A 22315-nucleotide genomic window follows, 5' to 3' on the forward strand; every position below is an offset into this window, starting at 1 on the left:
GGCTTGCCGGCGAAGGCGTCCTTRMGAGCGCCTTCGCCGGCAAGCCTGGCTCCTACGAAAAGCTTGCATTGGGCGGCGAGGGGCACCCGCCGCCTCGACAACTATTGCTTGCCCACTGCGGCAGCGAGCAGCGGCGCCACCTGTTCATCGGTCAATGCGGCGTGGACTTCCATGTTCATGAGGTCGCTCCATTCCAGCACCCACTTCTGAATCGCCACTGGATCACTGGCCTCGGCAATGCCCACGCCGCTGGAGCCGCCGACGGCATGCCAGCGCCCCAGCATTTTGACGCCTGCGGGTGGGGCGCCACCGGTCTTGAGAAAACGTTCGATCGCGCTGTTACGTTGCTGCGGACTGATGGACCAACGGACCATGAATAACATCTGCCACCTCCTGCTACGGACTGGCACCTTTGATCTTCGCGTTCCTGGCTGGCGCCGGGGCCACGGTCACGCCTGAGTTTCCAGCGACGTCCTGGCTGGCCTGAAACCTGTTCTCCCATGAGAAGGCATAGCAGCGGACCGTGTCGCGTGTACGACCGCTGATCCTGTTTCAGGGCATTCGAACGAACGTATCGGGATAACGGTGCAAGTCATCAGGCATCACGCAACAAGTCGTTGGCATTGAGCAGCTCGTAGGCAACTTCCGGGTGCTTCTCCAGCCCTCGGCGAATGGCCGCCGGGATCGACTGACGGGTTTTGCGGCACAGGCCCGGCAGTTCGCCCAAGGTGATATTGATACCGCGCATGGTGCGCACTTCATTGAAGCCCGGAGCGATCTCCACGCGCAGACCCAACTGCTCATACATTCGCCGTTGCAGACGCTCCAGGTCGCTCAGGCTCTGGAGGTTTTCCAGGCGTTCGATCAGGCGTTTCTCTTCCGACTGGGTCAGGCTCAGGATGCGCAGGTCCGTGCCGGGAGTTTCCAACAGCTGCTCACGTTCGCAGATGCAAGCACCGGGAGGGCAGGGTTGGCGGATCGGAAGAGAGGTCGTCATGGGGTTCAATCATAGAGCGCTATGATCGGGTTTGCCCATGGGGTTGTTGTGGCGTTGAGAGTGGTGTTTTCCGTCGATGCAACACGCCGCCTGTTTACACAGTGTCTAGTGTGTTGCATCGACCGGTTGAATCTATTTTATCTGCACAATCACCGGACCTTCCGTCACGATCGGCGGTTTCACTTGAATATGCGAAGCATTTTTCTGAATCCAGTCGCGCGCCACTTTCAAGCTTGCATCGGTGCCGGTCTTGTCTTTGCAAACCGTCACTGCCGTGCCGCCATCACCCGTGTTGAGCAGTGTGTAGCTTTCGATGCCAGGCACTGTCCGCAGGGCCGCTTCGACATCGGCATTGCGCTTTTCCAGAAACTCGAAAAGCTCCTTTGCGCCAGCACCCAGGTAGGTTCTTATAACTGCATACATAGTCGTCTCCTTCGGGAGTACCGTCTTGATGCCAATCCAGACCCGCTGATGGCCGCCATCACTCCGATATCAGTTCACCCCCGATTTATTCAGCTTAGCCAAACGCCGGTGACAAGCGAAATGTAACGACCATCGGCGACATTTGACCGGATGGGCGACCGTCGTTAGGCGGATTTACCTCTCTGTCGGTTCTTAGGGGCTTAACTTCTAGTCAGGCCCTGTATGTACAGAGAGGAGAGCACAATGAGCAACGAACAGGCGGCACCCGAAACGCAAGGTGTTACGGTGAAGTTACTGGCAACGGTTGACCTTGGCCCCGAGATCGAAGGCATGGCAGGGCGCCAACTTAGAATGCGCATGGTGACCATCGAGCCTGGAGGCGTCTTCGGGCCGGTTCACAACCATAAAGACAGACCCGGTACCGTCTACATACTGCAAGGAACCATCACCGACCATCGAAATGGCGTCGCCACGGACTATGGGCCGGGCGTGGGTTGGCCCGAGGACAGGAACACCACGCACTGGCTTGAGAACCGGGGCACGATCGCTGCGGTGGAGATCTCGGTCGATATTGTCAGGCAGGAGTAAGTTCAGGTCCGACATCCAGCACGGTCGGAACTAGAGTCGATTCAATCCGCTAACGGGGCTCCATAATCCGTAGTACCGGGTGCCCGTCGATATCCTTGAGCGGAAAATACGAGCGGTGTGTCGCGGCATCCACGGCAACGACATGCGCACGCGGGCCTACGCTGCCATTGCCGATTTTCGTGACCACTGCCCCCTTGACGTGGAACATCGACACAATGCCAGCCTCTCCAGCGACATAAAGTGTGTTCAGCACTGGATCGAACGCAAGCACATCGGGGGCTCCCCCGGTATCGAACGCCTGGATAACCCGCATGGTGTGCATGTCCAGTACGAGGAGCTTGTCATTACCTTCGCACGCGATAAAGGCAAGCCGGTCACGTGGATTGATCAACAGGCCATGGTTGCCACGTGCCCCCGGCAGATCAATGCGCGCCACGATGTGGTCGGTCACGGGATCGATTTCGATAAGTTGCCGACGAGTCTGGATATTGACGAAGACGTGTCGTGATATGGGGTCATATTGTGTATTGCCGACTTCACCTCCCAGTGGAATTGTCGCAACACGAGTGTTCGTGTCCACGTCGATCACCGTTTCGGTCTCGCCGTTTTCGTTCGATACGTAAAGCTTGTGAAGGTCAGGCACATAAGCCATGCCGTCTGGATAGATGCCGCCCGGTATGCGACTGACAATTGCCAGGGTCGCTTCGTCTATCGCAACGATTTCGTTCGTACCCGTCGCCGAAGCGTAGACGCGTGACAACTCAGGAATAACGAGCACGCCGTGTACCGACGAGACGTTCGCAATGCGCCCGACAACGCGGGACTCGCGCATGTCAAAGGCGATAACTTCACCGTCACCAAGATGAGCGATGAACATCAGGTTGCGCTCTGGATCGTAGCTCTCGTAGTCGAGTCGAGTGGCGCCACCGGGCAATGGAATGTCGGCGACGTGCTTCAGAGGCAGGTCGTTAGCCGGCAACTCGTCGGCGGCCTGACAGTAGCGAAGGCTTGCGAAGTCCATGACGGCTAGCGCAGTCAGCAGGATCGCGAAGACTGGCAGAGTGAAACGTCGATTGTCTCGTATGTTCATGAGGTCTTCTTCTGCTCGGACAAGGCGGGTTCAACCGCCTCGCCCAAGTCTCAGCAATGCGCAGATCAGAATATGCAGTGTTTCACTGATCATGAGCCCAGTTCCGGGCTGGACCGCCGTGTGGACGCCTCTCACATCTGAGGAGGCCAATTATGCGACTCGCCCTGACATTCCTTGCACCAGGCATACAGGGCGTCATACAGGATCAAACCATGTGCCAGCATTTCGTGGTCATCGGCATAACTATGCGATAGTCCCAGCGAAATCGCATAGAGCCCGGCCGATTGCGGTGTCAGATCCAGGCGGGAGGTATCTGCTCCGCGCACGATTTTGGCCAACTGCTGCAAGGCAGGATCACTGAGGTGGTACTTGTTCAGGAACGCATCAAAGCTGCACAGCTCACCTACGTGGGTAAGCTCAACACCCGGAATGTCATAAGGCGTTGCGTCTTTCTCTGCGGCCACCGGCAAAACCTCTTTGCTGGGCACGTACAAGAACTCGGCCTCAGGGTCGATAAAACGGGTGATCAGCCAGGGACAGGCAATGCGATCAATTTTGGGTCGTTCACGGGTAATCCACCTCATGGAACACCTCCTGCCTAACTCAGTAGGCTGGGTAATCTGGCAGGCCCGGTGCCCGCCAGAAAATAGTTGATCATTGCGCGCTCTAGCGCAGTAAGTGCACAGTCAAACCAACGAGTGCGCAGGCCATCAATACTTGAATCACGCCGCGCTTGAAGCGGAACAAGGCAATCGCCGCCGCAATCGCGATCAGCGCGGAAGGCCAGTCCAGGTTGCCGCTGAACCCTTTGGGCCAAAGAACGTGATAGCCGAAGAAACACGCCAGATTGAGAATCACCCCAACCACTGCGGCAGTGATCCCGGTAAGCGGTGCGGTGAACTTGAGTTCATTGTGAGTCGACTCCACCAGCGGGCCACCTGCGAGGATGAACAGGAACGAAGGCAGGAAGGTGAACCAGGTCACCAGCGTGGCCGCGACGGCTCCGGCCAGAAACACCTGATCGGCGCCGAACACCTGCGAGACATAGGCGCCGACAAAGCCGACGAAAGCCACCACCATGATCAGCGGCCCCGGTGTGGTTTCCCCCAGCGCCAATCCGTCGATCATTTGTGTCGGTGTCAGCCAGCCATAATGACCGACTGCGCCTTGGTAGACGTAGGGAAGCACCGCATAGGCGCCGCCAAAGGTCAGCAATGCGGCCTTGGTAAAGAACCAGCCCATCTGAGTCAAGGTGCCTTCCCAGCCAAAGAGCACGGTCAAGACCCCCATCGGCAACGCCCACAACGCTGCGCCGATGAGTGCCAGCAGCGCCAGTTTCAACCAGCTGAACCGGGCATGCTCAGGGGACGGGGTGTCGTCATCGATCAATGCTGGGCCGAAGGACTTTTTGGCGGCGCTATGGCCCCCGGTCCTGAATTTCTCGGGCGCCAGGCGGCCTCCTGCATAACCGATTAACGCGGCTCCCAGCACGATCAGCGGGAACGGCACATTGAACGCGAAGATCGCGGTAAATGACGCCGCCGCCATAGCCCACAGCCAGTTGTTTTTCAGCGCGCGCGAGCCGATTCGATGGGCCGCCTGCACGACGATGGCCGTCACGGCGGGCTTGATGCCATAGAAAAGCCCGGCCACCACCGGGACTTCGCCGAAGGCGATATACATCCAGGACAGCGCGATCAGGATAAACAGTGAGGGCAGCACAAACAGCCCCCCGGCGATCACCCCACCCCAGGTTCGATGCATCAACCAACCGATATAGGTTGCTAGCTGCTGAGCCTCCGGCCCTGGCAACAGCATGCAATAGTTGAGGGCATGCAGAAACCGCCGCTCGGAAATCCAACGCCGCCGCTCTACCAACTCCTGGTGCATGATCGAGATCTGTCCTGCGGGCCCGCCAAAGCTAATGAATCCCAACTTCAGCCAGAACCAGAACGCCTCACGCAAACTGATCGGTTCAGGCCTCGACAGATCCTCTTCAACAGCTGATGGGGAAGCCTTAATCATTGGGATGTTCCTCTTTCACGAACTCGGCGAGCAGGCCGTCAAAGATGGCGCTGGCAGCAGCCAACAAGTGGTCGTCATGGGCAATGGTTTCGCGTAGCCCTGCCAGCACCCGTTCGATGCCGGCAGCCTCCACCGGCTGAATGCCACCGATATCGAGGTAATGCACCAGTGCAGCGATGCGGTTCAGGCCCGGCTCTTGAAGTTCAAAGCTGGCTTGCAGGGTTTCAAAGGTCACGCGATTGCCGACATGACTGAAAGTTGCGTCATCGAAGTCGAAACCCAATGCATCGGCAGGGCACTCCTGTGGAGTGTTCAGCCAAAGGATCTGAGCCTGCGGATCAATGAAGCGTCGAATCAACCAGGCGCAAGCCAGGCGGTCGATCCATGGGCGTTTACGCGTTGCCCAGACACGACATTGATAATCGCCAAGGCTCAGTGCCGTGATTGGCTGGTCGCGGCTATGCGGCTCATCCGCAGACAGCGCTCTGCTGACCGCTGTCTCAAGCTCCTGCAACGCCAAGTCGACCTGCTGCTTCGGCTTGCCTGAAAAGTAATCGATGCTGGTCAGCTGATCGTAGGCTTTACGCAGTTTGCGAATTTGCTTGGTGGTGACCAGCGCATTCTCGGCATTGAGCTGTGCCCGGCATGCTTCGATCTCGGCGCCTAGCTTGCCGTAATCATCGCTACGGTCGAACAGCTCAATAAAGCGTTCACCGTCAGGATCAACGACAGGCAGGACGTAGGCGGTGCCATTGATGGCCAGGATGTCGCGCTCGACAGACGTTAGCGCTTCTCGACAGGCAGCGGTATCCGGTAAGAGGTAGGCGCCATCGCGTAAGACCGCCGCTCCAGAGGCTTTTAGTGCGCGCCAGGCACGCATGCGTTCGGTGGCATTGGCAGTCGGCAGACCTAATATCAAAGCTAGCCAATTTTTCATGTAGCGTTTTCTACTATTTATGTAGGTCTTGCTACTTTATTCCTGATTCAGGCCATGGGGAAGCGCTCCTTCAGAAATAGGGCGGCAAACGACCCTGAACGGTCATTCATTTTTGTTTTTCACCGTGCGAGCTAACAGGACCTGCCCATCCCAATACGCATCCGCCATTCCTTCGGTCCGGGAAACGAGCCGCCCATCGTCCAGAACGGCCGCTAGCATTCTGCGCGGTGTATTCGCATCGGGTTGTGTTGACGTTAGCGTGACGAGGGCCAGGGGATGATAGAAACGCTCCTCGACAACCGAGCCAATCCACAGCGGCATAGTTCGCCCGTTTGTGAGCTCGATATCGACGATCCACAATCGAAGCACCAGGCGCGAACCGGCAGATCCATCATCGTTATACGTTCGAATGAGCGTCAGACTGGGAAGGCGACCACTGGCGAAAAGAGGGATGACCGGAAGATCGGCAGGGTCAGCCTGGACGGTAAACCAGTTCAGGGAATTCAACAGTGTCCATGCCGCTGAGGTGCGCCATCCGTTGCGCTGCAGGACATCTTGCAACTCCGGCAGACCACCGGCCCACTGAAACGTCAGTGGCTCATTCGTCTCGCCAGTGAGGTCGATACGCCGCACCGGCAGTTGCTGCCAATCCGACGTCCACCAATCGGTGGCAGCTAAGGTCAACGTTCCCACCTTGACGGCATAACGACTGCTGTCCGTCGTATGGTTACGATAGATATTGAAGCCGCCGGCGAGCAGAAGTGTCACACATCCGAGGGCGAGCAGCCCCGCTGAGCCAATGTGCTCGGCCTGCCGCCGCAGGTAGAAGAGGCTGAGTAGCGCCAGCCAAGCGGATCCGAATGCCAGCCCCCCGAGCACGTCGGAAAGCCAATGTGCCCCGAGGTAGAGGTGCGAGAATGCAATCAGAAATATCAGGGTGGCTGCGCCAGGAGCGACCACGAGGCGCCGTGCCGGGCGGGTATCACGCGCGATAAGGAAGGCGAGAAAACCGTATAGCACGACATTGATCGTGCTGTGGCCGCTGGGGAAGGAAAAGGCACTCCACCCGGAATAGAGAGGTTCCGCAGGGAGAGCTCGATACAGCGCTACCTTGATGACTATGGTGAGCCCCGAAGCGCCGGCGATTGCAATCAGCCAATAGGCAGCCGTACGCCAGGCGCGTTTCCACATGAGCCACAGCAAGACAACAATCGTGACCGCCAGCACGACCTTGGTGTCGCCGAGTTCCGTGATGGCGATCATCACCGCATCGCCCGGTGCAGTGCGAAGATCCTGGAGCGCGCGGTATATCGCGCTATCTGCAAGCAGCAACGGGTCACCGTTGATGATGTCCTCAAGGACACCGAAGAAAAGCCACGCGGCACCGACGAGCAGGACCGTCGACAGTGCGAGAGCCCGTGCTTCGGGCCGTGAAGGATCGAGAAAGTGAGTGAGACTGCGGCTCAGCCAGGTGTTGTGGGCGCCGGTCCAGCCCCGCAACCGCTGCACTGCGACGATGAAGTAGGGGATGCCGCGATGCAGTGCCCAGCGCACGATATGCAGGACCGCCCAGCCCACCGCGACTAGAACGGTCAGCAGGATCGCGAGCGGCTTTGCAGCTGCACCGAGAATGCTGAACGTCGCGCCGACGAGCACACCGGGCAGGATATGCGACGGAGCCCAGGCGAGCGCCGACACGACATTGACGGCATAGAACCGACTGACCGCCATTCCCAGCGTGCCGGCGAGGAGCGGAACGAAGGCGCGGACGCCCGGTGTGAAGCGCGCGAAAAAGATACTTTTATCGCGATGACGGTTGAAAAAGGCTTCGCTGCGCTGAATCAGTTCAGGATGCCGGTTCAGTGGCCAGAGGCCAAGAATCTCGCGGCGGTATCGGTGCCCGAGCCAGAACGAAAGACCATCCCCCGCAATGGCGCCTGACGTGGCGGCGATCAGCAACGGCCAGAGCAATAACACGCCGCTCGGCACCAGGGTGCTGAGCGCAAGAATCACGGCGGTGCCGGGAACGACGACACCGATGATCGGGATTGACTCGGAAAGTGCCAGGAGAAACACGGCCAGATACACGATATGCGGGTGCGCCGTGAGTAACTCGATGATCGATGAGACCAAGGACGTCATGTTTCGCGGCTGCCTATGGAGGACCAGTGGGGCGGCGATCGACACGGGTGTCTGCAATTCCCGTCTGCACAATCAGTTTGCACAACAGACTAAGCATAGCTACTCATTAACTATCGCTTCGCCCACCGGCTGTTTTTGGTCCAGCGTCGAGACTCTCGGGGTCTGTGATGGAGAGCAGCAGACGGCAGGATTGCCTGGCCCTTTGAACTCAAGGATGTCGAGGAGGTTCTGACTGGGCCACGCTGGCCCTTAGCGCTCTGGCTACCTTGGCTTGAATCTCGTAAGCAGGCGCCTCGACGGCTGTGTAATCACGGGTATAGCGAGTGGAAAACTCCCGAACTCCCCATTGCTGGTACTGCTGCACGTGCTTCAATTCATGGGCCCACAGCGCGACATTGTTAAGAGCATCATCGGCACTGCGAAAGACGATGATGTCTATCAGGGTGACCGCAGTGACATCGGGGTTCTGCAGCATGGTGTTTGCGGCGTTCAGCTCCTCATCATCGCCTACCTTGTAGCGGGCCGAATCAAGTACTTGAATGTCATAGTAGGGTTCGAGTTGGGCCCGGATATTCAGCGGGATTGTCCGAATATCGCCAGTTGCCGCGGTGTCGCGCGATTGCACGATCCAACTTTGTAATCCAGAGGACGCCATTTGGCTCATGCTTTCAAAGATCGGTCCCATTTCCTCTTTGGAGCCTGGAGCACAAAAACAAGTGACCACGCAGACTTCGTACTGCCCTGCTGGGCAGGCGTAAGCAGAAAACGAAGTGCCAACGGAAAAGAACAGTACCGATAACCGGAAAACTTGACGCAAAAAGACAGCTGACAATTGGCTCTCCCAGAGGTAGTGGCAGTCGGCAGGTGATGCTTCTGGTCGCTCGCACCTGGTGTTCAACCGCGCGTTGGACCGTTGCGGCCACCGTTTGTTGCCTTCACAGCCCACAGCTTTTTCAGGCCAGCACCGACCAAGTGCTGGCTGCAAGTACCGCACGCGCCACATCGCTTGGATCGGCCACTTGACGATATCCTGCTACGGGCGGCGTTACCCGACTCTGAGCCGGCGGATTCAAACGCCAGTTCGGCACGTCACCCGGCACTTGGCGCAGACAATCAGCATGAGAAGATCCGGAGCCGATGGAGACTCACTCAGCCGCATTCGGCATGCCATGATCTATACTCGCTCGTCAGTTGTATTCCTCATGCCTAGAAGTTTGCCGTTGGGCGGATTGATCTCTTCCTTCAGGAGAGTTTCGTATGCCAGATGACGCCAATTTTGAAGCGCCCGTCGCGCCCGATGTAAGCGGTGTAACGGACTTGCCCCCGGAAATGATTCAACAGTTGAAGGTGCGATTGACAGACGCGGCCAAGTTGCATGATGTCTTGGCCGATCCGATCATGTTTAACGGCGGCACTATCCTGGTGTTGCTGTTGACGACGCTGGCGACGCTGTTACCTGCTACAAACTTTACTTGGGTGGCACCTTTGTGTTCTGCGCTCGCCGGGTTGTTCGTCGCAATGGAGCGAGCCCTCGGATTCGGTGCCCGTTGGCGTTATCACCGTGAAATGCGTTTTGCCTATGAATCAATTATCGACATGCTGGATTTTCTTCCGGTAATTCCCGCCTCCGAGCGCCCGAAATATATCCGCGATATCTTTTCGGCATTGTATGCGGTTCGATCTCGGGAGTCGGCGATCCCGAATGCAGGGACTAATTCGGCACCTACTTGATTACGATTCCAAACTACCTGCTTCGCTGCGGCTCAACCGGGGGAGCTTCAGTCGGCTTCATATCTTTTAGGCGTCGGTTAGCCACGACGTTATAAATGGCTGCTTTGCGATTCACCGCACCAGTTGCTCCAGCAACTCAGGCGTCACGTAGTGCGGTCCGTCGAACAGGTAGAGCGGATAACCGTCATAGGCCGCGAGTTGCGGTTTGAGTTCGGCCGCGGTCGCGGAGCGGAATCCGCCGCCGAAGTTGGGGCGAAAGGCTTCGACGATGATTCGCACACGGTCCTTGCCCAGGCGCTGGCGCATGGCGTCGGCGTAGGTTCGGGCCACCGGTGCGGTGCGGGCGTAGACGCCGACGCCATCCTGGAAGAACACGCCGATGTCATCCGGCAGCCATTGCTTGAGCCAATCGGCGGTGGCGGCGGGGCCGATGTTGGCGCCGTCGTAAACACTGATCCATAACGGTCGCGGCAGCTTGGCCAGCAGGGCGGGCAGTTCTTTGGCGCGGGTCCAGCTGGGGTCGACTTCGGCCGGGAAATACCAGCCGGTGACGTGTAGCGGCGTAGGCAATTTGGCGATGCGTTCCGAGACAGCGGCCAGTTGCTCGATGTTGTCCCGTGAGCGGTTCTCGCTGAAGTAACCGGCCAGCCCGAGAATGACATCCTGCGCCCAGGGCGCCTTGGCGATACGGGTCCAGTCGGGCAACACCGGCACGGTGGGCAGGCCGGTACCGGGAGCGAATGCCTGATCGTCGACGACGGTCCATTGCACCAGCAGCTCATGGGCGCCGAGTTTTTCCCAGTGGCCGTTGATGCCGACGGTCTTGTTGTCCGGCTGCCAGACGATGCCGACAATCCCCGGGTCAAGAGCCTTGGTGTGTGTCACGTAGAGCATGCCGGAACCTGCGCCGAGGGTAGCGATAAGCAACAGGGCGACAACGGTCGCGCGACTGGCGGTATAGCCAAAGATTTTCACAGGGCTGCCTTTTTCAGGGGCGGGGGATATGCCCACGTCGAGGGCAGGTTAAACCCCAGGCACAAATAAACTCGAACGTTCATACCAGTCCTCAATAGGAATACGTCAGGCGAGCGAACACGCCTTGAGCGCGGTCATCGCCCAGCACCTTCACGCGGTACTGCAGAGAAAAATCCACATAGGAGCGTGGGGCGTTGTAGGCATCTTCGCGGAACCAGTAACGGACGTTGTTGCCGACGCCGATGCCTGCGGCCTTGCCGGATGATGAGCTCGTGCTGCCGTCGGTATCGGTCTCGCTGCTCATCTTTGAGTCATAGTCGAATGCGGCCACGACATGGGGGAAGCTCACCCAGTGTGAACCTGCGCCGCCGATGGCGTAACTGCGGCCGACCTGCCATTCGCTGTTGAAATAGTCACGCGAGTCATTGATGTAATGACCGCCTTCAGCAAACAGCTGCGAGGTCCACCAGCTGGAGGTATCGACCCGCAAATCGGTCCCGATACTTGAGCTATAGCCCAGGCGCACCAGCCAGTCACCGTTGACGTCTGACGACCCCAAGGGGAACGTGCGCTCAACGGCGGCCATCACGTTCAGCGCCGTGAACGGCTTGACCCGCACACCAACAGCGCCTTGCAGGGCATCGATACCGCTAGCCGAATCGCTGTTCTTGCTCCATAGCGTGTCGGTGACGCGGCCGTAGAGTTCGACAAAACGTGCATTGCGATAGCCCAACGGGCGCCAGGACAGTTCGGTGCTGTTTTGCAGGCTGTCGTTGCTGTTACTGCCGCTGCTGGGCGCTGAACTCAAACCGCTGCTGGAACTGTTGCCGCGATAACTGGTAGTGCTGATCAAGCCCCAGGTACGCGACACATCGGCCACCGCGCGACGGGTGTCGAAGAGCTGCTGCGGAGACATGTCGAGTTCACCGGCATTTTTTGCATCGATGACTCGCTTGAAATAGGTGACGGCTTGCTCATCGTCATTGACCCGCATGGCGTTGTAGGCGGCATCCTGCGTTGCCGTCGGTGAGAGCTGGCTGCCCGCATCGGCCTTGCGAAACGATTCACGGGCGCGGTCATCGTCGCCGGTCTGGACCGACAAGTAGGCGATCTGCAGGTCGCTCATCGCTTCCAGTTCGCCGGTGTCCCGCGCCTGTTGCAGCCGTTCGCGCGCAGTTCTTCTCTGGCCGATGGCGGCATACAGACTGGCCTCTTCGTAAGCCGGCAAGCTGCCCAGGGCCAAGGCCTGGGTAAAATCCTGGCGTGCCCCGGTATCGTCCCCCGATTGTTGACGCAAGAAGCCGCGCTGGCTCAGCAGCCGGGCGTCATCGCCATTGGCCTTGAGACCATCGCTGGCCGCCGCGATGGCTTCGGGCACATGCTTCTGGTCGGTCAGGGCTCCGACCAATAGGCGTCGATACGCCGGGTTGTGCGGCGCGCGGCCGACGGCTTGGTTCGCCTGGGCAACCGCCGTTTCGAAGTCCTTGCGGGCCAGGGCCGCATAGGCCTGGGCGGCGAGGTCGGTTCCGTCGTCGCGTTGGTTGCCAGGCCAGATATCACACACCAGGCCGAAGGCCGTTTCCTGACAGTTCAGGGCTGGAGCAGGGACGTGAGCGGCAGTGTTCAGATCCCCATTGTTTTTCTGCCGCAGCGCCACTCGTGCGGCGCTACGTCGGCGGGCTATTTCGCCACCTTCATCGTCGACCAGTGGCTGCAAATCATCGAGCGCCTGCTGAGGCTCGCCATGGGCCAGTGCGGCGTCGGCGGCGAAGAAGCGAATGTTGCGGACTTGCGCTTGCGGCAGGCCATCGATGGCGAGGGCCTGCTTCAGGTCAGTTTGAGCGGCTTGAGTCTTACCCTGCCGATCAAGGGCGTAGCTGCGCAGAATCCACGGTGCGATTTCCCCGTCATCCTGTGCCAATGCAGCGGACGCGGCTTGCTCGGCCCCAGGGTAATCGTTGGCGGCGAGCAGGGCGCTGATGAGCAGTTGCTGGTTGGCGCCGATTTCCGGGGCCCAGGCGACGGCTTTTCTGGCCTGGTCCACAGCCAGCGGCACATGGCCTTGCTGCAGGGCGCGATAGCCCTGAACCGCCAGCGGCACCGCCAGTTGACGACGAATCGCTGTGCGCCGCATCAGCAACGCGTCGTCGTCCGGGAACATCGCAAGCGCCTGGGTGGTGGCTTGATCCGCTTCCTGCAGATGCGGTTGGCGCTGCAAGGACTCGATCAGCAGCAGTCGATAGTCCATGCGTTTAGGCGCCTGAGCGATGGCCTTGCGTGCGGCCTGGGCAGCAGCGCCGAAGTCATCGCGGTCATAGGCTGCGAAGGCCTGGGCAGCGGCGCCGAAGCCCGGAGCCTGACGTGATTGCGGGTAGCGCCTGGGATGATCACGCAGGTCCTTGTCGCGCTGAGCCAGCACAATCAGCGTGTTCAAACGCTGGATATCGGCGCGCTGACGTAGCGCTTCGCGAGCCTTGGCGATGGCCAGGTCATAGTCTTTGCGCTCGTAAGCGCTGTACGCCTCGTTGGCGGTTACATAGGCCGGACCGGTCAATGGCAATGGCAGCGTCTGGGCATGAGCAAACGCAGGTATCAGGCTCAGCCCCGTGGCCATGAGGGTCAGTAAGGGGCGATTCATGCAGGAAGCTCCGCAGGGTAGTGGCTGTGCTGACGTGCCACGGCTTTTTCGATGGTGGCGCGAGGCAGCACGCCGCTGTCGACCAGATAGTCGCCAATGCGGCCATGATGCTGCGGGCGGTACTGCAACATCGCGCGGCTGAACACATCGCGATCCAGCAGGCCCATTTCGATCAACAGGTCGCCCAGCAATGGCGCTCGGGCATCCGGCACGGATTGGCCTTCGCGCACGTTCAGTTGACGCAATTGCGCGACGATTTCGCTCTCCCGGGCAATCAGCTGCACCGGTTCGCTGCCCAGTTCGTCGCTGACCTGTTGCAGGCCTTCGGCCGGCAGTGGGCTGGCCACGGCGACTTGCGCACGGCCGTCGGCATTCAAGCCAAGCGGCACCACGCGCCAGCGCAGGGCGAATTCATCGTCCAGCGTCTGGTTCGAATCCCGCGCCTTGGCGGCCACATCGAACACCCGGGGCAAGTCGTTCTGAAAGGCGATGGCTTCCGCGAGCGTTTCGTCGTCCAGCCAGCCGTTGCTGAGCAAAATCCGCCCCAATGGCATGTGCCGGGTTTTCTGTTCGACGAGAGCATTTTGCAGGTCGGTTTCGTTGATCGCCTGCCAGGACAGCAACACGCTGCCCAGCTTGCGCGGTGCGGCAGCGACCAGGTCGGTGGACGGGAAGTCGTGCATGGTCTTGTCCCACACCAGTTTGCGGTTCAGCGCCTTGCCAACCAGGAACATGCGCCAGGCCCGTGACGCGGCCATGAAGTTGACGAAGTTGCCCACCACCATGCGCGGGATCGACAGCAAACCATGCTGCCAGCCGTATAGCACGGTGGTGAAATAGCAGCGATGCGCGATGCGCCAGGCCAGCGCGAGACCGTTGGCCAGCAGCAGGTACTGGATAAAACCGTTGGTTTCAAACGGCGTCGGGAAACTCACGTCCCACAGTCCGCTCTGGCGCAAAACAATCAGGCCCAGCAACTGCATCAGAATCACGTAGGCGATGATGCTGACGAACGCCGTCACTACGCCTTTGCGGTCGCGAAACAGTAGATAACGGTTGGCCAGCGAGCCGCTCCAGCCCATTTGTTCCCAGCCTTGCAGCCCGATGCCCAATGTCCAGCGGGCCTTCTGGCGGAACGCGGTGCGGAAGGTGTCGGGAAAGAATTCGCGCACGCACAACGGCATCTTCAGGGTCGATTCGTAAGGCTTGCGAAACCATGATTTGCGCAGCACGCGAAACTGCACCGGGAAGCGCACGAAGATCGCATTCATACCGACCTTGGCCAGGCGTGCGCCGACGTCGTAGTCCTCGGTGAGGCTGTCGGTGTTGAACGGCTGGTTCTGGGTTTCCCCGGCCAATACTCGCAAGGCGCGATGCGAAAAACAGGTGCCGACCCCGGCAGATGGCACGGTATCGGTCATGCTTTCTCGCACCACCAGATCCTTGCCATGCCATTCGGCGAATTCGTCCATGTAGGTGCCGGCCACCCATTCGTACCAGTTGCGCTCCAGCGAAACCACGGGCAACTGGATCATGTCCTTGCGCGGCAGCAAGTAGTTGAACAGGCGCAATTCCAGCGGGTGCAGCACGTCTTCGCTGTCGTGCAGCACGACGCCGGCGAAGGTCATGCCGTGGGTTTTCTCGTGCAGGAAAATCGCCTGGATCACCCAGTTCAGGCAGTCGGCCTTGCAGGTCGGTCCGGCATGCGGGACTTCCACGCGATGCAGCTGCTTGTAGCGCCGACGCATGCGCTCCACTTCATCGATGGTGCGTTGGTCGTTGATGTAGGTGCCGACAAAGACCACATAGTTCTGGTAGTCCAGGGTCGACACCATGTTCTCGATCATCGGCGCGATGACGTCGTATTCCAGCCAGGCCGGAACCATGATTGCCAGCGGTTGTTCATCCCGGGCCATCAGTTGCTCGGCGGTCAGCGGCCGGTACTTGCGACCCACGGTGAATTTGCGAAACAGGCGACGAGACCAGTACCACAGGTCAATGAACAGATCGTCCAGGCTGGAAATCAGAATCAGCACCGCGACCACGATGGTCGAGGTCTCCAGGAAACTGTAGTAGTGGGCCAGCCAATAGGGCCAATAAAGCGACGTCATCGAGGGTTACCGTTACTGGCGATTGCGACGGGCGTTACGGCCGGCCAGCAACAGGATGAGGACCAACAGGATGCCACCGGGAATCAGCCACAACAGCGACGGTGTGCGCCAGGCGTCCAGCCCCTTGGGTTCTTCGTGGTCGATCAATTGGCTGCCACTGGGGTCCTGGGTGTCGAAGGTGGTCAGCGTGCCGTTGTCACCGAGGATGGCGATGTCGCCGCGACTCAGCAGAATCTGCCTGGCGAAGCGAGGGGCGTCGGCGCCCAGTGTGCGATAGACCAGACCGTGTTGGCCGCCGCTCTCCACGGCTTGCAACGAAGCCAGGTGGTTGAGGGGATGCACGTCGAGCAACACCTGATCCTTGTGATTGATGCGCAGGCGGCCCTGCTCGTCGACCTGCACCGACTCTTTACTGTCCTTGATCGGCAACTCGAAGGCCAGGAAGGCTTTGTCTGGCGTGACTGAGACTTTCGGGTCGGCGCTGATATTCAATTGCGCACGCAGCGGCGAAACACCGGCGGCGTCAGCCACCGAAATCACCTGCGGCAAACTGCTTGCCGGGTGTTCGAGGTAGGCCTGCGGCACGAGGATCTGCGCGTTCACGGCAAAGCGTGCAGCCATGCCGGAGAAGTCATCATCCAGCGCAGTCTTTTCCAACACGATATGGCTGGTCGGCAGCACCGAGACCGGGAAGGCTTGTGGCGTTTCGAGGCAGCGATCACTGACCGGCTGGCGCTGGAACGACACACGCAGCACGTTGGTCGAGCCCACGGCGTAACGTGGGATCCGCGCTTCAATGCGTTGCTTTTCTCCGTTGGCCATGAGCTGTTGTGCGCCAATCAGATAATCGTTGAGAAACAGCGAGGCCACCGGCGCGGTGTCCGAGGCGCCGGGTGCGGCGGACACATCGATCACCGCCTTCACCGGCAGACGTCCGTCGTAGGCCACGCTGCCCAGAGGGAACGAGGTGCTCCAGTCGGATTTGGCCAGCACGTCGATCGCACCGGGTTTGCCGCCCAGGCGCGACAAAGCCACACGGCCGTCGGCGCTCAATGGCAACTGTGCTTCGCTGACGGTCAATTGGCGGCTGCGTGCCAGTGTGTTCCAGGCGGAGCTGAACAAGGCCAAGGCCTTGCCGGTCGCTTGCGGTGCGATCGTCAGCACCGGGCGTGTCCCCAGCAATGCCAGGCGCACATTGTCCGTGCCGGTGGCGGCCAGGCCTGCATTGATATGCCGCACACGCCATTGCGCGAAGGCGCTGGCTGCGGTGGCGTCGAGACCTTGAATCTGACTTTGCAGTGCATCCAGAGACTCATTGACGGCCTTGAGCAGTTGCGGGTCGTTGATGGCCAGATCCGCCTGGACGTTCGGGGTTTGCCCCAACATCAGCAGCGCGCCGATTTGCGCCGGGTTCTCCAGGACGTGCGGGCCTTTGCCGTTGAGGCTGGCGAACGCTGGAATAGTTTGCAGCTCGGCCGGGATACGCAGGCCGGTCAGGTCAACGCTGTCCTGTACGGCAGGATAGGGCAGGATGTGGCTGTGCTTGCCGATCCGTTCCAGTGCCACGCCCAGACGCCAGGCGGCGTCGTAGCTTTCGGCGGATAAGGTGCCCGGCGCGACCATGATTCCCGGTTTGCCGGGCAATGCCGTCCAGGCCGCACCAACGTCCTGTAACTGGCTGGCGTCGTAGCTGTAGTTGAGGCGGGTGTCCGGTTCGATGCGCAATACGTTGCCGATGGCGCGTTCGTCTTCGCACAACACGCGGGACACGATCGACGACCAGGCAATACCCAGGCGCACCGAACCGCTGTCACGCGCGGTCTTGTCCACGCCCAGCGTGGCGCTGGCGTCACCTTGAGCTTCGCTGAGCCCTTCGGCTCGCACCGGATAACCGTCCAGCGACAGCAGCAAGGTGTTGCGGCCGCCTTCGCCGTTGAGGTAGCTGGCGTCGAAATTCAGCGTGGCATCGGTCAGCGGTACACCCGCCGGCACGGGTAAATACAATTCGCGCCGGGCATCGGTGGAACCCAGGATGATGGGGGCGTCGATCCCCAGATCGCTCAAGCGGATCTCACGCTCTTGCCGAGTGTCGGCGTTGAGTCGGTTGATCGCCTGGGTGAGCGGGCTGTCCGCGGCCAAGGCGAAGGTCGGCATGAGCGCGAGCAGGCTCACGCCACAGGCAAGGGCGCTGAGCGCACCCGTATGGATGGCAACGGAAGACTTCATTCAGGTAGATCTCGAGCTGATAAGGGGAGGAGCGGTTCGGTTTAGAGAGAGGTGAAAGCCGGGTAATTTTCCTCGGGCACAGGCACCGTTGTCGGGTAATGCAGGAACTTGGGCAAGGACTGCCGAGCGACGACGAACTCATCGACCGGACGACCCATCAGCGCGTCGACGATGCGCGCACTGGCGCAGCCATCGCCGTATGGGTTGGCCGCCTGGGAGCATCGACGCCATAGCAACTCGTCATCGAACAACGCGTTGACACCCGCGATGATCGAGTCCGGCGAGGTCCCGACCAGGCGCACAGTGCCCGCCGCGACCGCTTCGGGGCGCTCGGTAACGTCACGCATGACCAGCACGGGTTTACCCAGTGAGGGGGCTTCTTCCTGCACGCCACCGGAGTCGGTGAGGATCACGTGTGCCCGTTGCATCAGTCGCACGAAAGCCAGGTAGTCCAGTGGCTTGATCAGGTGCACATTGGGCAGGTCGCCCAACTGCTCGGTGACCGGGCCCATGACATTGGGGTTCAAGTGCACCGGATAGACGATCTGGATGTCGGCACGCCGGGCCAAATGGCTCAGGGCCTTGCAGATGTCGAGGAAGCCTTCGCCGAAGTTTTCCCGACGATGCCCGGTGACCAGCAATACCTTGCGGCCGGGTTGCAGGAACGAGAATTGCTCATCCAGGCCTGCACGCAGGTCAGCGTCCTGTTCGATGCGCTGCGCGGTCATCTGCAAAGCGTCGATCACCGTGTTGCCGGTCACGAAAGAGCGCCCCTGCAAACGCTCGTCGAGCAGGTTTTTTTGCGACTCGTGGGTCGGCGCAAACAGCATGTCCGCACCCAGGTCGATGCAGCGACGATTCATTTCTTCCGGCCACGGGCTGTAGATGTCACCGGTGCGCAGGCCGGCTTCCACATGGCCGACCGGAATGCGTCGATGGAACGCAGCCATCGCGGCCACCATGGCCGAAGTGGTGTCGCCATGTACCAGCACCCGGTCCGGCTGGGCCACTTCCAGCACCGGATCAATCGCCTCATAAAGCGCCGCGGTCAGCGAATTAAGCGTCTGGTGCGGCGTCATCACATCGAGGGTGTAATCGGCCTTGAGGTTGAACAGATCCAGCACCTGTTTAAGCATGCTTTGATGTTGGCCGGTGATGCATATCTGCGAATGAATGCCAGGTTCCGCAGCGAGGGCTTTGACTAAAGGCGCCATCTTGATGGCTTCAGGACGGGTACCGAAGATCGAAAGGACTTTAAGTCTTGAATGATGGCGGACGATGATGCCTTCCTCGCGCAGTTCTAGTGCGCAACACAAAAGCTGCCCCAAGTTATATTGAAACTTGAGCCACGCTAGCGTTATTTGAGTTTAGTAAAGGCCGGGATAGTCAACGTGAGCGCTGATGTTCACTTCATGTGAGAGGAGACGTCGCCTGGAAACCCGGAAGCTGCCGGATTATTAGCATCAAAGGTGAATATTTTAAAGCGTTATGTGTGGGTTTTTATTTAATTATAAAGTTTGAAACTTTTATATTTGTGGTTGGTCACTTATGGTTTTTAAATAATTTTAAGAGGTTTTTATTTGAGTGTTTTATAAGTTTTAAGTTATTGATTTTTATGGTTGTTTTATATTTTTGCTCCGTTCGTCAGTGCGCATGAATTATTCATGGGTTGCAAGGGTCGCGTTGGTGCGGTTAAGGGCTGTCTTTCTGAATAATGGTGGTTGCGGCGGTCACTTAAATGACGCCTGAATATTGTCGCGATGCAGTAGGGTAATAAGTTTTTGTGAAAGGGTAAATGACGTATTAATAGGAGTTGATGTTTGAATAAAGTGTTCGCCAGTGTACTCGGCCGTGTTTCAACAGAATCAGCCGATAGCAGTTCCTTTGCCATCAGCGTTTTCTGCGAGTCGAGCGCAAGTCCGCTCCAGGCCTATCGCAGCCTGCATAGCTGACCAAAATAGACCTTGGCGGACAGTCAGGACGCTAGCGTCAGGTTTCGGATTGATGAGCCGCCCAGTGTTTCATCTCTTCGGCAATGAAGTGGTTCACCAGGTCGCTGTACATCTTCTCGATGGCATCCGGGCTCAGGCCCTCGGCTTCGGCCCATTCGCGTCGTGTTGCCAGCATGGCCTTGAAACGCTCCGGAGCGCGCACCGAAGTCACCGAGGTCTTGAACTTCGAGGCGGCCAGCACGTAGTGAAAACGCTTGCCCAACAGCTTGATAACGGCCTGGTCCAGGGCGTCGATTTCGCGTCGGATATCTTCCATGCCTGCACACTCTGCGGGCTGCAACTGATTGATGACTTCCATGTAGGTGACTCCGTTTGTTGAAAAAAATCGTGGGATTCAAGTGCCGATTTTACGACGGCTACGCAGCCTCGCGAGCGCTGATAAATTCGATGAGTGCTTTCAAGGCGGGTGGCACATGCCGCCGGCTTGAGTAGTAAAGAAAGAACCGGCTGGGCGGTGCTTTCCACTCCTGGAGTATTTCTCTGAGATGCCCGTTCCGGAGATCGTCGCGCACCAGCTCCTCGTAGACATAGGCAATACCAGCGCCATCTTTCGCTGCCTGGATCATCAGCGCATCGTCTTCCAGAGTCAGCGGGCCGGTGACGGACAACCGTATCGGTTGACCGTCGGCTTGATACTCCCAAGCGTAAAGTTTGCCACTGGGAAAACGCCTGGCAATGCACGCATGGTCGAGCAAGTCGCGGGGGACATGCGCGGTTCCCTTCGCGGCCAGATAAGCATCCGCGGCAACGGTCACGAACGATTGAGGTGCGCCGACAGGGACTGCGATCATGTCACCGGCCAGGCTTTCACCAAAGCGGACTCCAGCGTCAAATCCCTCATTGACGATATCGGTCAATCCATCATCGGTGATCAGGTCCAACTGAATACGTGGATACCTGGCCACGAAGGGCGCCAGCACTTTCGCAAACACGATGCGAGCCGCCGGACGCGCCACGTTGAGGCGAAGTTTGCCAGTGGGCACTTCCTGCATCGAGGTCAATTGCGCCAATGCATCGTTAACCTGGTGCAGGCTCGGGAGCAGCGTCGCCAATAGCTGCTGGCCGGCCTCGGTCGGGGTCACGCTACGAGTGGTTCGGTTCAGCAGTCTGATGCCCAAACGTGCTTCCAGCGCTCGCATTGCGTGACTCAACGCGGAAGCCGAAACGCCACGTTCGTCGGCGGCCTTGCGAAAGCTGCGATGGCGAGCGACGGCGGCAAAGGCGTCGAGTTCAGAGAGATCGGGGTGATGACTCATGAGTTTTGTTCAGTAGTTCAAATACGATTACCTATCTTATCGTCATGAGACCTCTGCCGGATACTTCCTCCATCATTCGTGGAGAGCTCGCTATGCAAAACAATCGTCTTGGATCATCGGATTTTCTGATTTCACCGATTGGCCTGGGAACCTGGGCAATCGCCGGCACCGGCTGGGAGTACAGTTGGGGAGCGCAGGATGACAAGGACAGCCTGGGCGCACTTGAATATGCCGTCGAACGCGGCGTGAACTGGATTGACACCGCTGCGGTTTATGGCTTGGGCCATGCAGAGCAATTGGTGGGGCAATTGCTGCGGCGGGTGCCGGCGTCACGGCGTCCTTTGGTGTTCACCAAAGGCAGTTTGGTCTGGGACCCGGTCACGAAGAAGATTTCGCATTCGCTGGCCCCTCAATCCTTGCTCGCCGAGATCGACGCAAGCTTGCGCCGGCTTCAAGTCGAGACGATCGATCTTTATCAGATCCACTGGCCTGCTTTTCCTGCCGACGCCAGCAGTGAAGGCATTGAAATGGCGCTTTCGGCTTTGGCCGCCGCGCGCGATCAAGGAAAGATTCGCGCGATCGGTGTATCGAATTTCGATGTCGCTCAACTCAAGCGGGCGCAGGCGGTGACGGAGATCGTTTCGCTCCAGCCGCCGTACTCGGCCTTGATGCGGGACATCGAGAAGGACGTTCTGCCATTCTGCGAGCAGGCCGGGATGGGGGTCCTTGCCTATTCCACGCTTCAATCAGGGCTACTGTCCGGCAGCATGACGCGCGAACGCATCTCGCAACTGCCCGAAGACGATTGGCGCAAGGCTCGAAGTGCTGATTTCCAGGAGCCCCGTTTGAGTGCGAACCTGGCATTGGTTGACGTCATGGCACGTATTGGAGAAAGGCACGGGGTGAGCGCTGCTGCGGTCGCCATCGCCTGGGTACTTCGCAAACCGGTCGTGACGGGCGCCATTGTCGGAGCCCGCCATCGTGCGCAAGTAGACGGGCTGATTGCAGCCTTGGAGTTGCGCCTCAGCGCTGCGGAAATCGATGAAATTCGACCGTTCCTGCCGGCGGGCATGGGAACGAATGTCCCTGGTGCCGCCTGACACTATTGAGAAGAGGATGAGTGTTCAGTTTTGCATACTGAACGCAGGCGTTCGATGGGTAGCA

General features: G+C 59.2%; 19 protein-coding genes. 3 read left to right on the plus strand and 16 right to left on the minus strand.

Annotated elements, in window-relative coordinates; translation table 11 throughout:
- Positions 1-101: 101 nt before the first annotated feature.
- The 3 genes from AC1DQM_RS28245 to AC1DQM_RS28255 all read right to left on the minus strand — a co-directional run bounded on the left by AC1DQM_RS28245 (position 102) and on the right by AC1DQM_RS28255 (position 1420).
- The gene (locus tag AC1DQM_RS28245) at positions 102-383 is read right to left on the minus strand and encodes a DUF3303 domain-containing protein (RefSeq protein WP_018925598.1); all 282 of its coding nucleotides are present in this window, start codon (positions 381-383) and stop codon (positions 102-104) included.
- A 212-nt stretch (positions 384-595) separates the two neighbouring features.
- Positions 596-997 (minus strand): hypothetical protein, encoded by a 402-nt coding sequence (locus AC1DQM_RS28250; protein WP_007937009.1) that lies wholly within the window; start codon positions 995-997, stop codon positions 596-598.
- Positions 998-1129: 132 nt separating this feature from the next.
- Positions 1130-1420, minus strand: coding sequence for a hypothetical protein (locus AC1DQM_RS28255; protein WP_018925600.1), 291 nt, complete (start codon positions 1418-1420; stop codon positions 1130-1132).
- 243 nt (positions 1421-1663) lie between these two features.
- On the opposite strand from AC1DQM_RS28255, the gene AC1DQM_RS28260 reads away from it, so the two are divergent.
- Positions 1664-2008, plus strand: coding sequence for a cupin domain-containing protein (locus tag AC1DQM_RS28260; RefSeq protein ID WP_064618713.1), 345 nt, complete (start codon positions 1664-1666; stop codon positions 2006-2008).
- A 49-nt stretch (positions 2009-2057) separates the two neighbouring features.
- On the opposite strand, the gene AC1DQM_RS28265 is transcribed toward AC1DQM_RS28260, so the two are convergent.
- From AC1DQM_RS28265 to AC1DQM_RS28290, 6 genes are all read right to left on the minus strand, one after another.
- A complete protein-coding gene (locus AC1DQM_RS28265; RefSeq protein WP_064618711.1) occupies positions 2058-3098 on the minus strand; it encodes a YncE family protein in 1041 nt (346 codons plus the stop codon).
- 131 nt (positions 3099-3229) lie between these two features.
- A complete protein-coding gene (locus tag AC1DQM_RS28270) occupies positions 3230-3682 on the minus strand; it encodes a chromate resistance protein ChrB domain-containing protein (protein WP_477747135.1) in 453 nt (150 codons plus the stop codon).
- An 82-nt stretch (positions 3683-3764) separates the two neighbouring features.
- Complete coding sequence (gene chrA, locus AC1DQM_RS28275) at positions 3765-5123, minus strand: chromate efflux transporter (protein ID WP_018925604.1); 1359 nt, start codon at positions 5121-5123, stop codon at positions 3765-3767.
- On the minus strand, positions 5116-6060 hold the full coding sequence (locus AC1DQM_RS28280; RefSeq protein WP_477747136.1) for a chromate resistance protein ChrB domain-containing protein: 945 nt from the start codon (positions 6058-6060) through the stop codon (positions 5116-5118). The genes chrA and AC1DQM_RS28280 overlap by 8 nt, the downstream gene beginning before the upstream one ends.
- A gap of 102 nt (positions 6061-6162) precedes the next feature.
- A complete protein-coding gene (locus AC1DQM_RS28285; RefSeq protein ID WP_477747137.1) occupies positions 6163-8202 on the minus strand; it encodes a bifunctional DedA family/phosphatase PAP2 family protein in 2040 nt (679 codons plus the stop codon).
- Between the two features lie 208 nt (positions 8203-8410).
- On the minus strand, positions 8411-9034 hold the full coding sequence (locus AC1DQM_RS28290; RefSeq protein ID WP_477747138.1) for an eCIS core domain-containing protein: 624 nt from the start codon (positions 9032-9034) through the stop codon (positions 8411-8413).
- A gap of 425 nt (positions 9035-9459) precedes the next feature.
- Here AC1DQM_RS28290 and AC1DQM_RS28295 point away from each other — a divergent pair, with 425 nt between their 5' ends.
- Positions 9460-9933: a hypothetical protein gene (locus tag AC1DQM_RS28295; RefSeq protein WP_064618699.1), complete on the plus strand. Its 474-nt coding sequence runs from the start codon at positions 9460-9462 to the stop codon at positions 9931-9933.
- A 111-nt stretch (positions 9934-10044) separates the two neighbouring features.
- Here the strand turns inward: AC1DQM_RS28295 and AC1DQM_RS28300 are convergent, their stop codons facing one another.
- The 7 genes from AC1DQM_RS28300 to AC1DQM_RS28330 all read right to left on the minus strand — a co-directional run bounded on the left by AC1DQM_RS28300 (position 10045) and on the right by AC1DQM_RS28330 (position 21151).
- Positions 10045-10827 (minus strand): alpha-amylase family protein, encoded by a 783-nt coding sequence (locus tag AC1DQM_RS28300; protein WP_477743820.1) that lies wholly within the window; start codon positions 10825-10827, stop codon positions 10045-10047.
- Positions 10828-10999: 172 nt separating this feature from the next.
- Positions 11000-13546: an NfrA family protein gene (locus tag AC1DQM_RS28305; RefSeq protein ID WP_477747139.1), complete on the minus strand. Its 2547-nt coding sequence runs from the start codon at positions 13544-13546 to the stop codon at positions 11000-11002.
- Entirely contained in the window at positions 13543-15657 is a 2115-nt protein-coding gene (locus AC1DQM_RS28310; RefSeq protein WP_477747140.1) for a glycosyl transferase family protein, read from the minus strand. Before AC1DQM_RS28310 ends, AC1DQM_RS28305 begins: the two co-directional genes overlap by 4 nt.
- A gap of 12 nt (positions 15658-15669) precedes the next feature.
- Complete coding sequence (locus AC1DQM_RS28315; protein WP_477747141.1) at positions 15670-17883, minus strand: hypothetical protein; 2214 nt, start codon at positions 17881-17883, stop codon at positions 15670-15672.
- Positions 17884-17924: 41 nt separating this feature from the next.
- Positions 17925-19163 (minus strand): non-hydrolyzing UDP-N-acetylglucosamine 2-epimerase, encoded by a 1239-nt coding sequence (gene wecB / locus AC1DQM_RS28320; protein WP_477747205.1) that lies wholly within the window; start codon positions 19161-19163, stop codon positions 17925-17927.
- Positions 19164-19872: 709 nt separating this feature from the next.
- The gene (locus AC1DQM_RS28325; RefSeq protein ID WP_064618687.1) at positions 19873-20193 is read right to left on the minus strand and encodes an isochorismate lyase; all 321 of its coding nucleotides are present in this window, start codon (positions 20191-20193) and stop codon (positions 19873-19875) included.
- Between the two features lie 58 nt (positions 20194-20251).
- Complete coding sequence (locus AC1DQM_RS28330) at positions 20252-21151, minus strand: LysR family transcriptional regulator (protein WP_477747142.1); 900 nt, start codon at positions 21149-21151, stop codon at positions 20252-20254.
- 92 nt (positions 21152-21243) lie between these two features.
- Here AC1DQM_RS28330 and AC1DQM_RS28335 point away from each other — a divergent pair, with 92 nt between their 5' ends.
- Positions 21244-22251, plus strand: a complete 1008-nt coding sequence (locus AC1DQM_RS28335) for an aldo/keto reductase (protein ID WP_349746515.1) — start codon at positions 21244-21246, stop codon at positions 22249-22251.
- The last annotated feature ends 64 nt before the right edge of the window (positions 22252-22315 follow it).

It is taken from the genome of Pseudomonas sp. 01L34, from assembly GCF_056400265.1.

What these genes read in the sequence shown, in the direction of transcription:
- AC1DQM_RS28245 (WP_018925598.1), bottom strand. Translation starts at nt 383, where the DNA reads ATGTTATTCATGGTCCGTTGGTCCATCAGTCCGCAGCAACGTAACAGC.
- AC1DQM_RS28250 (WP_007937009.1), bottom strand. Translation starts at nt 997, where the DNA reads ATGACGACCTCTCTTCCGATCCGCCAACCCTGCCCTCCCGGTGCTTGC.
- AC1DQM_RS28255 (WP_018925600.1), bottom strand. Translation starts at nt 1,420, where the DNA reads ATGTATGCAGTTATAAGAACCTACCTGGGTGCTGGCGCAAAGGAGCTT.
- AC1DQM_RS28260 (WP_064618713.1), top strand. Translation starts at nt 1,664, where the DNA reads ATGAGCAACGAACAGGCGGCACCCGAAACGCAAGGTGTTACGGTGAAG.
- AC1DQM_RS28265 (WP_064618711.1), bottom strand. Translation starts at nt 3,098, where the DNA reads ATGAACATACGAGACAATCGACGTTTCACTCTGCCAGTCTTCGCGATC.
- AC1DQM_RS28270 (WP_477747135.1), bottom strand. Translation starts at nt 3,682, where the DNA reads ATGAGGTGGATTACCCGTGAACGACCCAAAATTGATCGCATTGCCTGT.
- chrA (WP_018925604.1), bottom strand. Translation starts at nt 5,123, where the DNA reads ATGATTAAGGCTTCCCCATCAGCTGTTGAAGAGGATCTGTCGAGGCCT.
- AC1DQM_RS28280 (WP_477747136.1), bottom strand. Translation starts at nt 6,060, where the DNA reads ATGAAAAATTGGCTAGCTTTGATATTAGGTCTGCCGACTGCCAATGCC.
- AC1DQM_RS28285 (WP_477747137.1), bottom strand. Translation starts at nt 8,202, where the DNA reads ATGACGTCCTTGGTCTCATCGATCATCGAGTTACTCACGGCGCACCCG.
- AC1DQM_RS28295 (WP_064618699.1), top strand. Translation starts at nt 9,460, where the DNA reads ATGCCAGATGACGCCAATTTTGAAGCGCCCGTCGCGCCCGATGTAAGC.
- AC1DQM_RS28300 (WP_477743820.1), bottom strand. Translation starts at nt 10,827, where the DNA reads ATGCTCTACGTGACACACACCAAGGCTCTTGACCCGGGGATTGTCGGC.
- AC1DQM_RS28305 (WP_477747139.1), bottom strand. Translation starts at nt 13,546, where the DNA reads ATGAATCGCCCCTTACTGACCCTCATGGCCACGGGGCTGAGCCTGATA.
- AC1DQM_RS28310 (WP_477747140.1), bottom strand. Translation starts at nt 15,657, where the DNA reads ATGACGTCGCTTTATTGGCCCTATTGGCTGGCCCACTACTACAGTTTC.
- AC1DQM_RS28315 (WP_477747141.1), bottom strand. Translation starts at nt 17,883, where the DNA reads ATGAAGTCTTCCGTTGCCATCCATACGGGTGCGCTCAGCGCCCTTGCC.
- AC1DQM_RS28325 (WP_064618687.1), bottom strand. Translation starts at nt 20,193, where the DNA reads ATGGAAGTCATCAATCAGTTGCAGCCCGCAGAGTGTGCAGGCATGGAA.
- AC1DQM_RS28330 (WP_477747142.1), bottom strand. Translation starts at nt 21,151, where the DNA reads ATGAGTCATCACCCCGATCTCTCTGAACTCGACGCCTTTGCCGCCGTC.
- AC1DQM_RS28335 (WP_349746515.1), top strand. Translation starts at nt 21,244, where the DNA reads ATGCAAAACAATCGTCTTGGATCATCGGATTTTCTGATTTCACCGATT.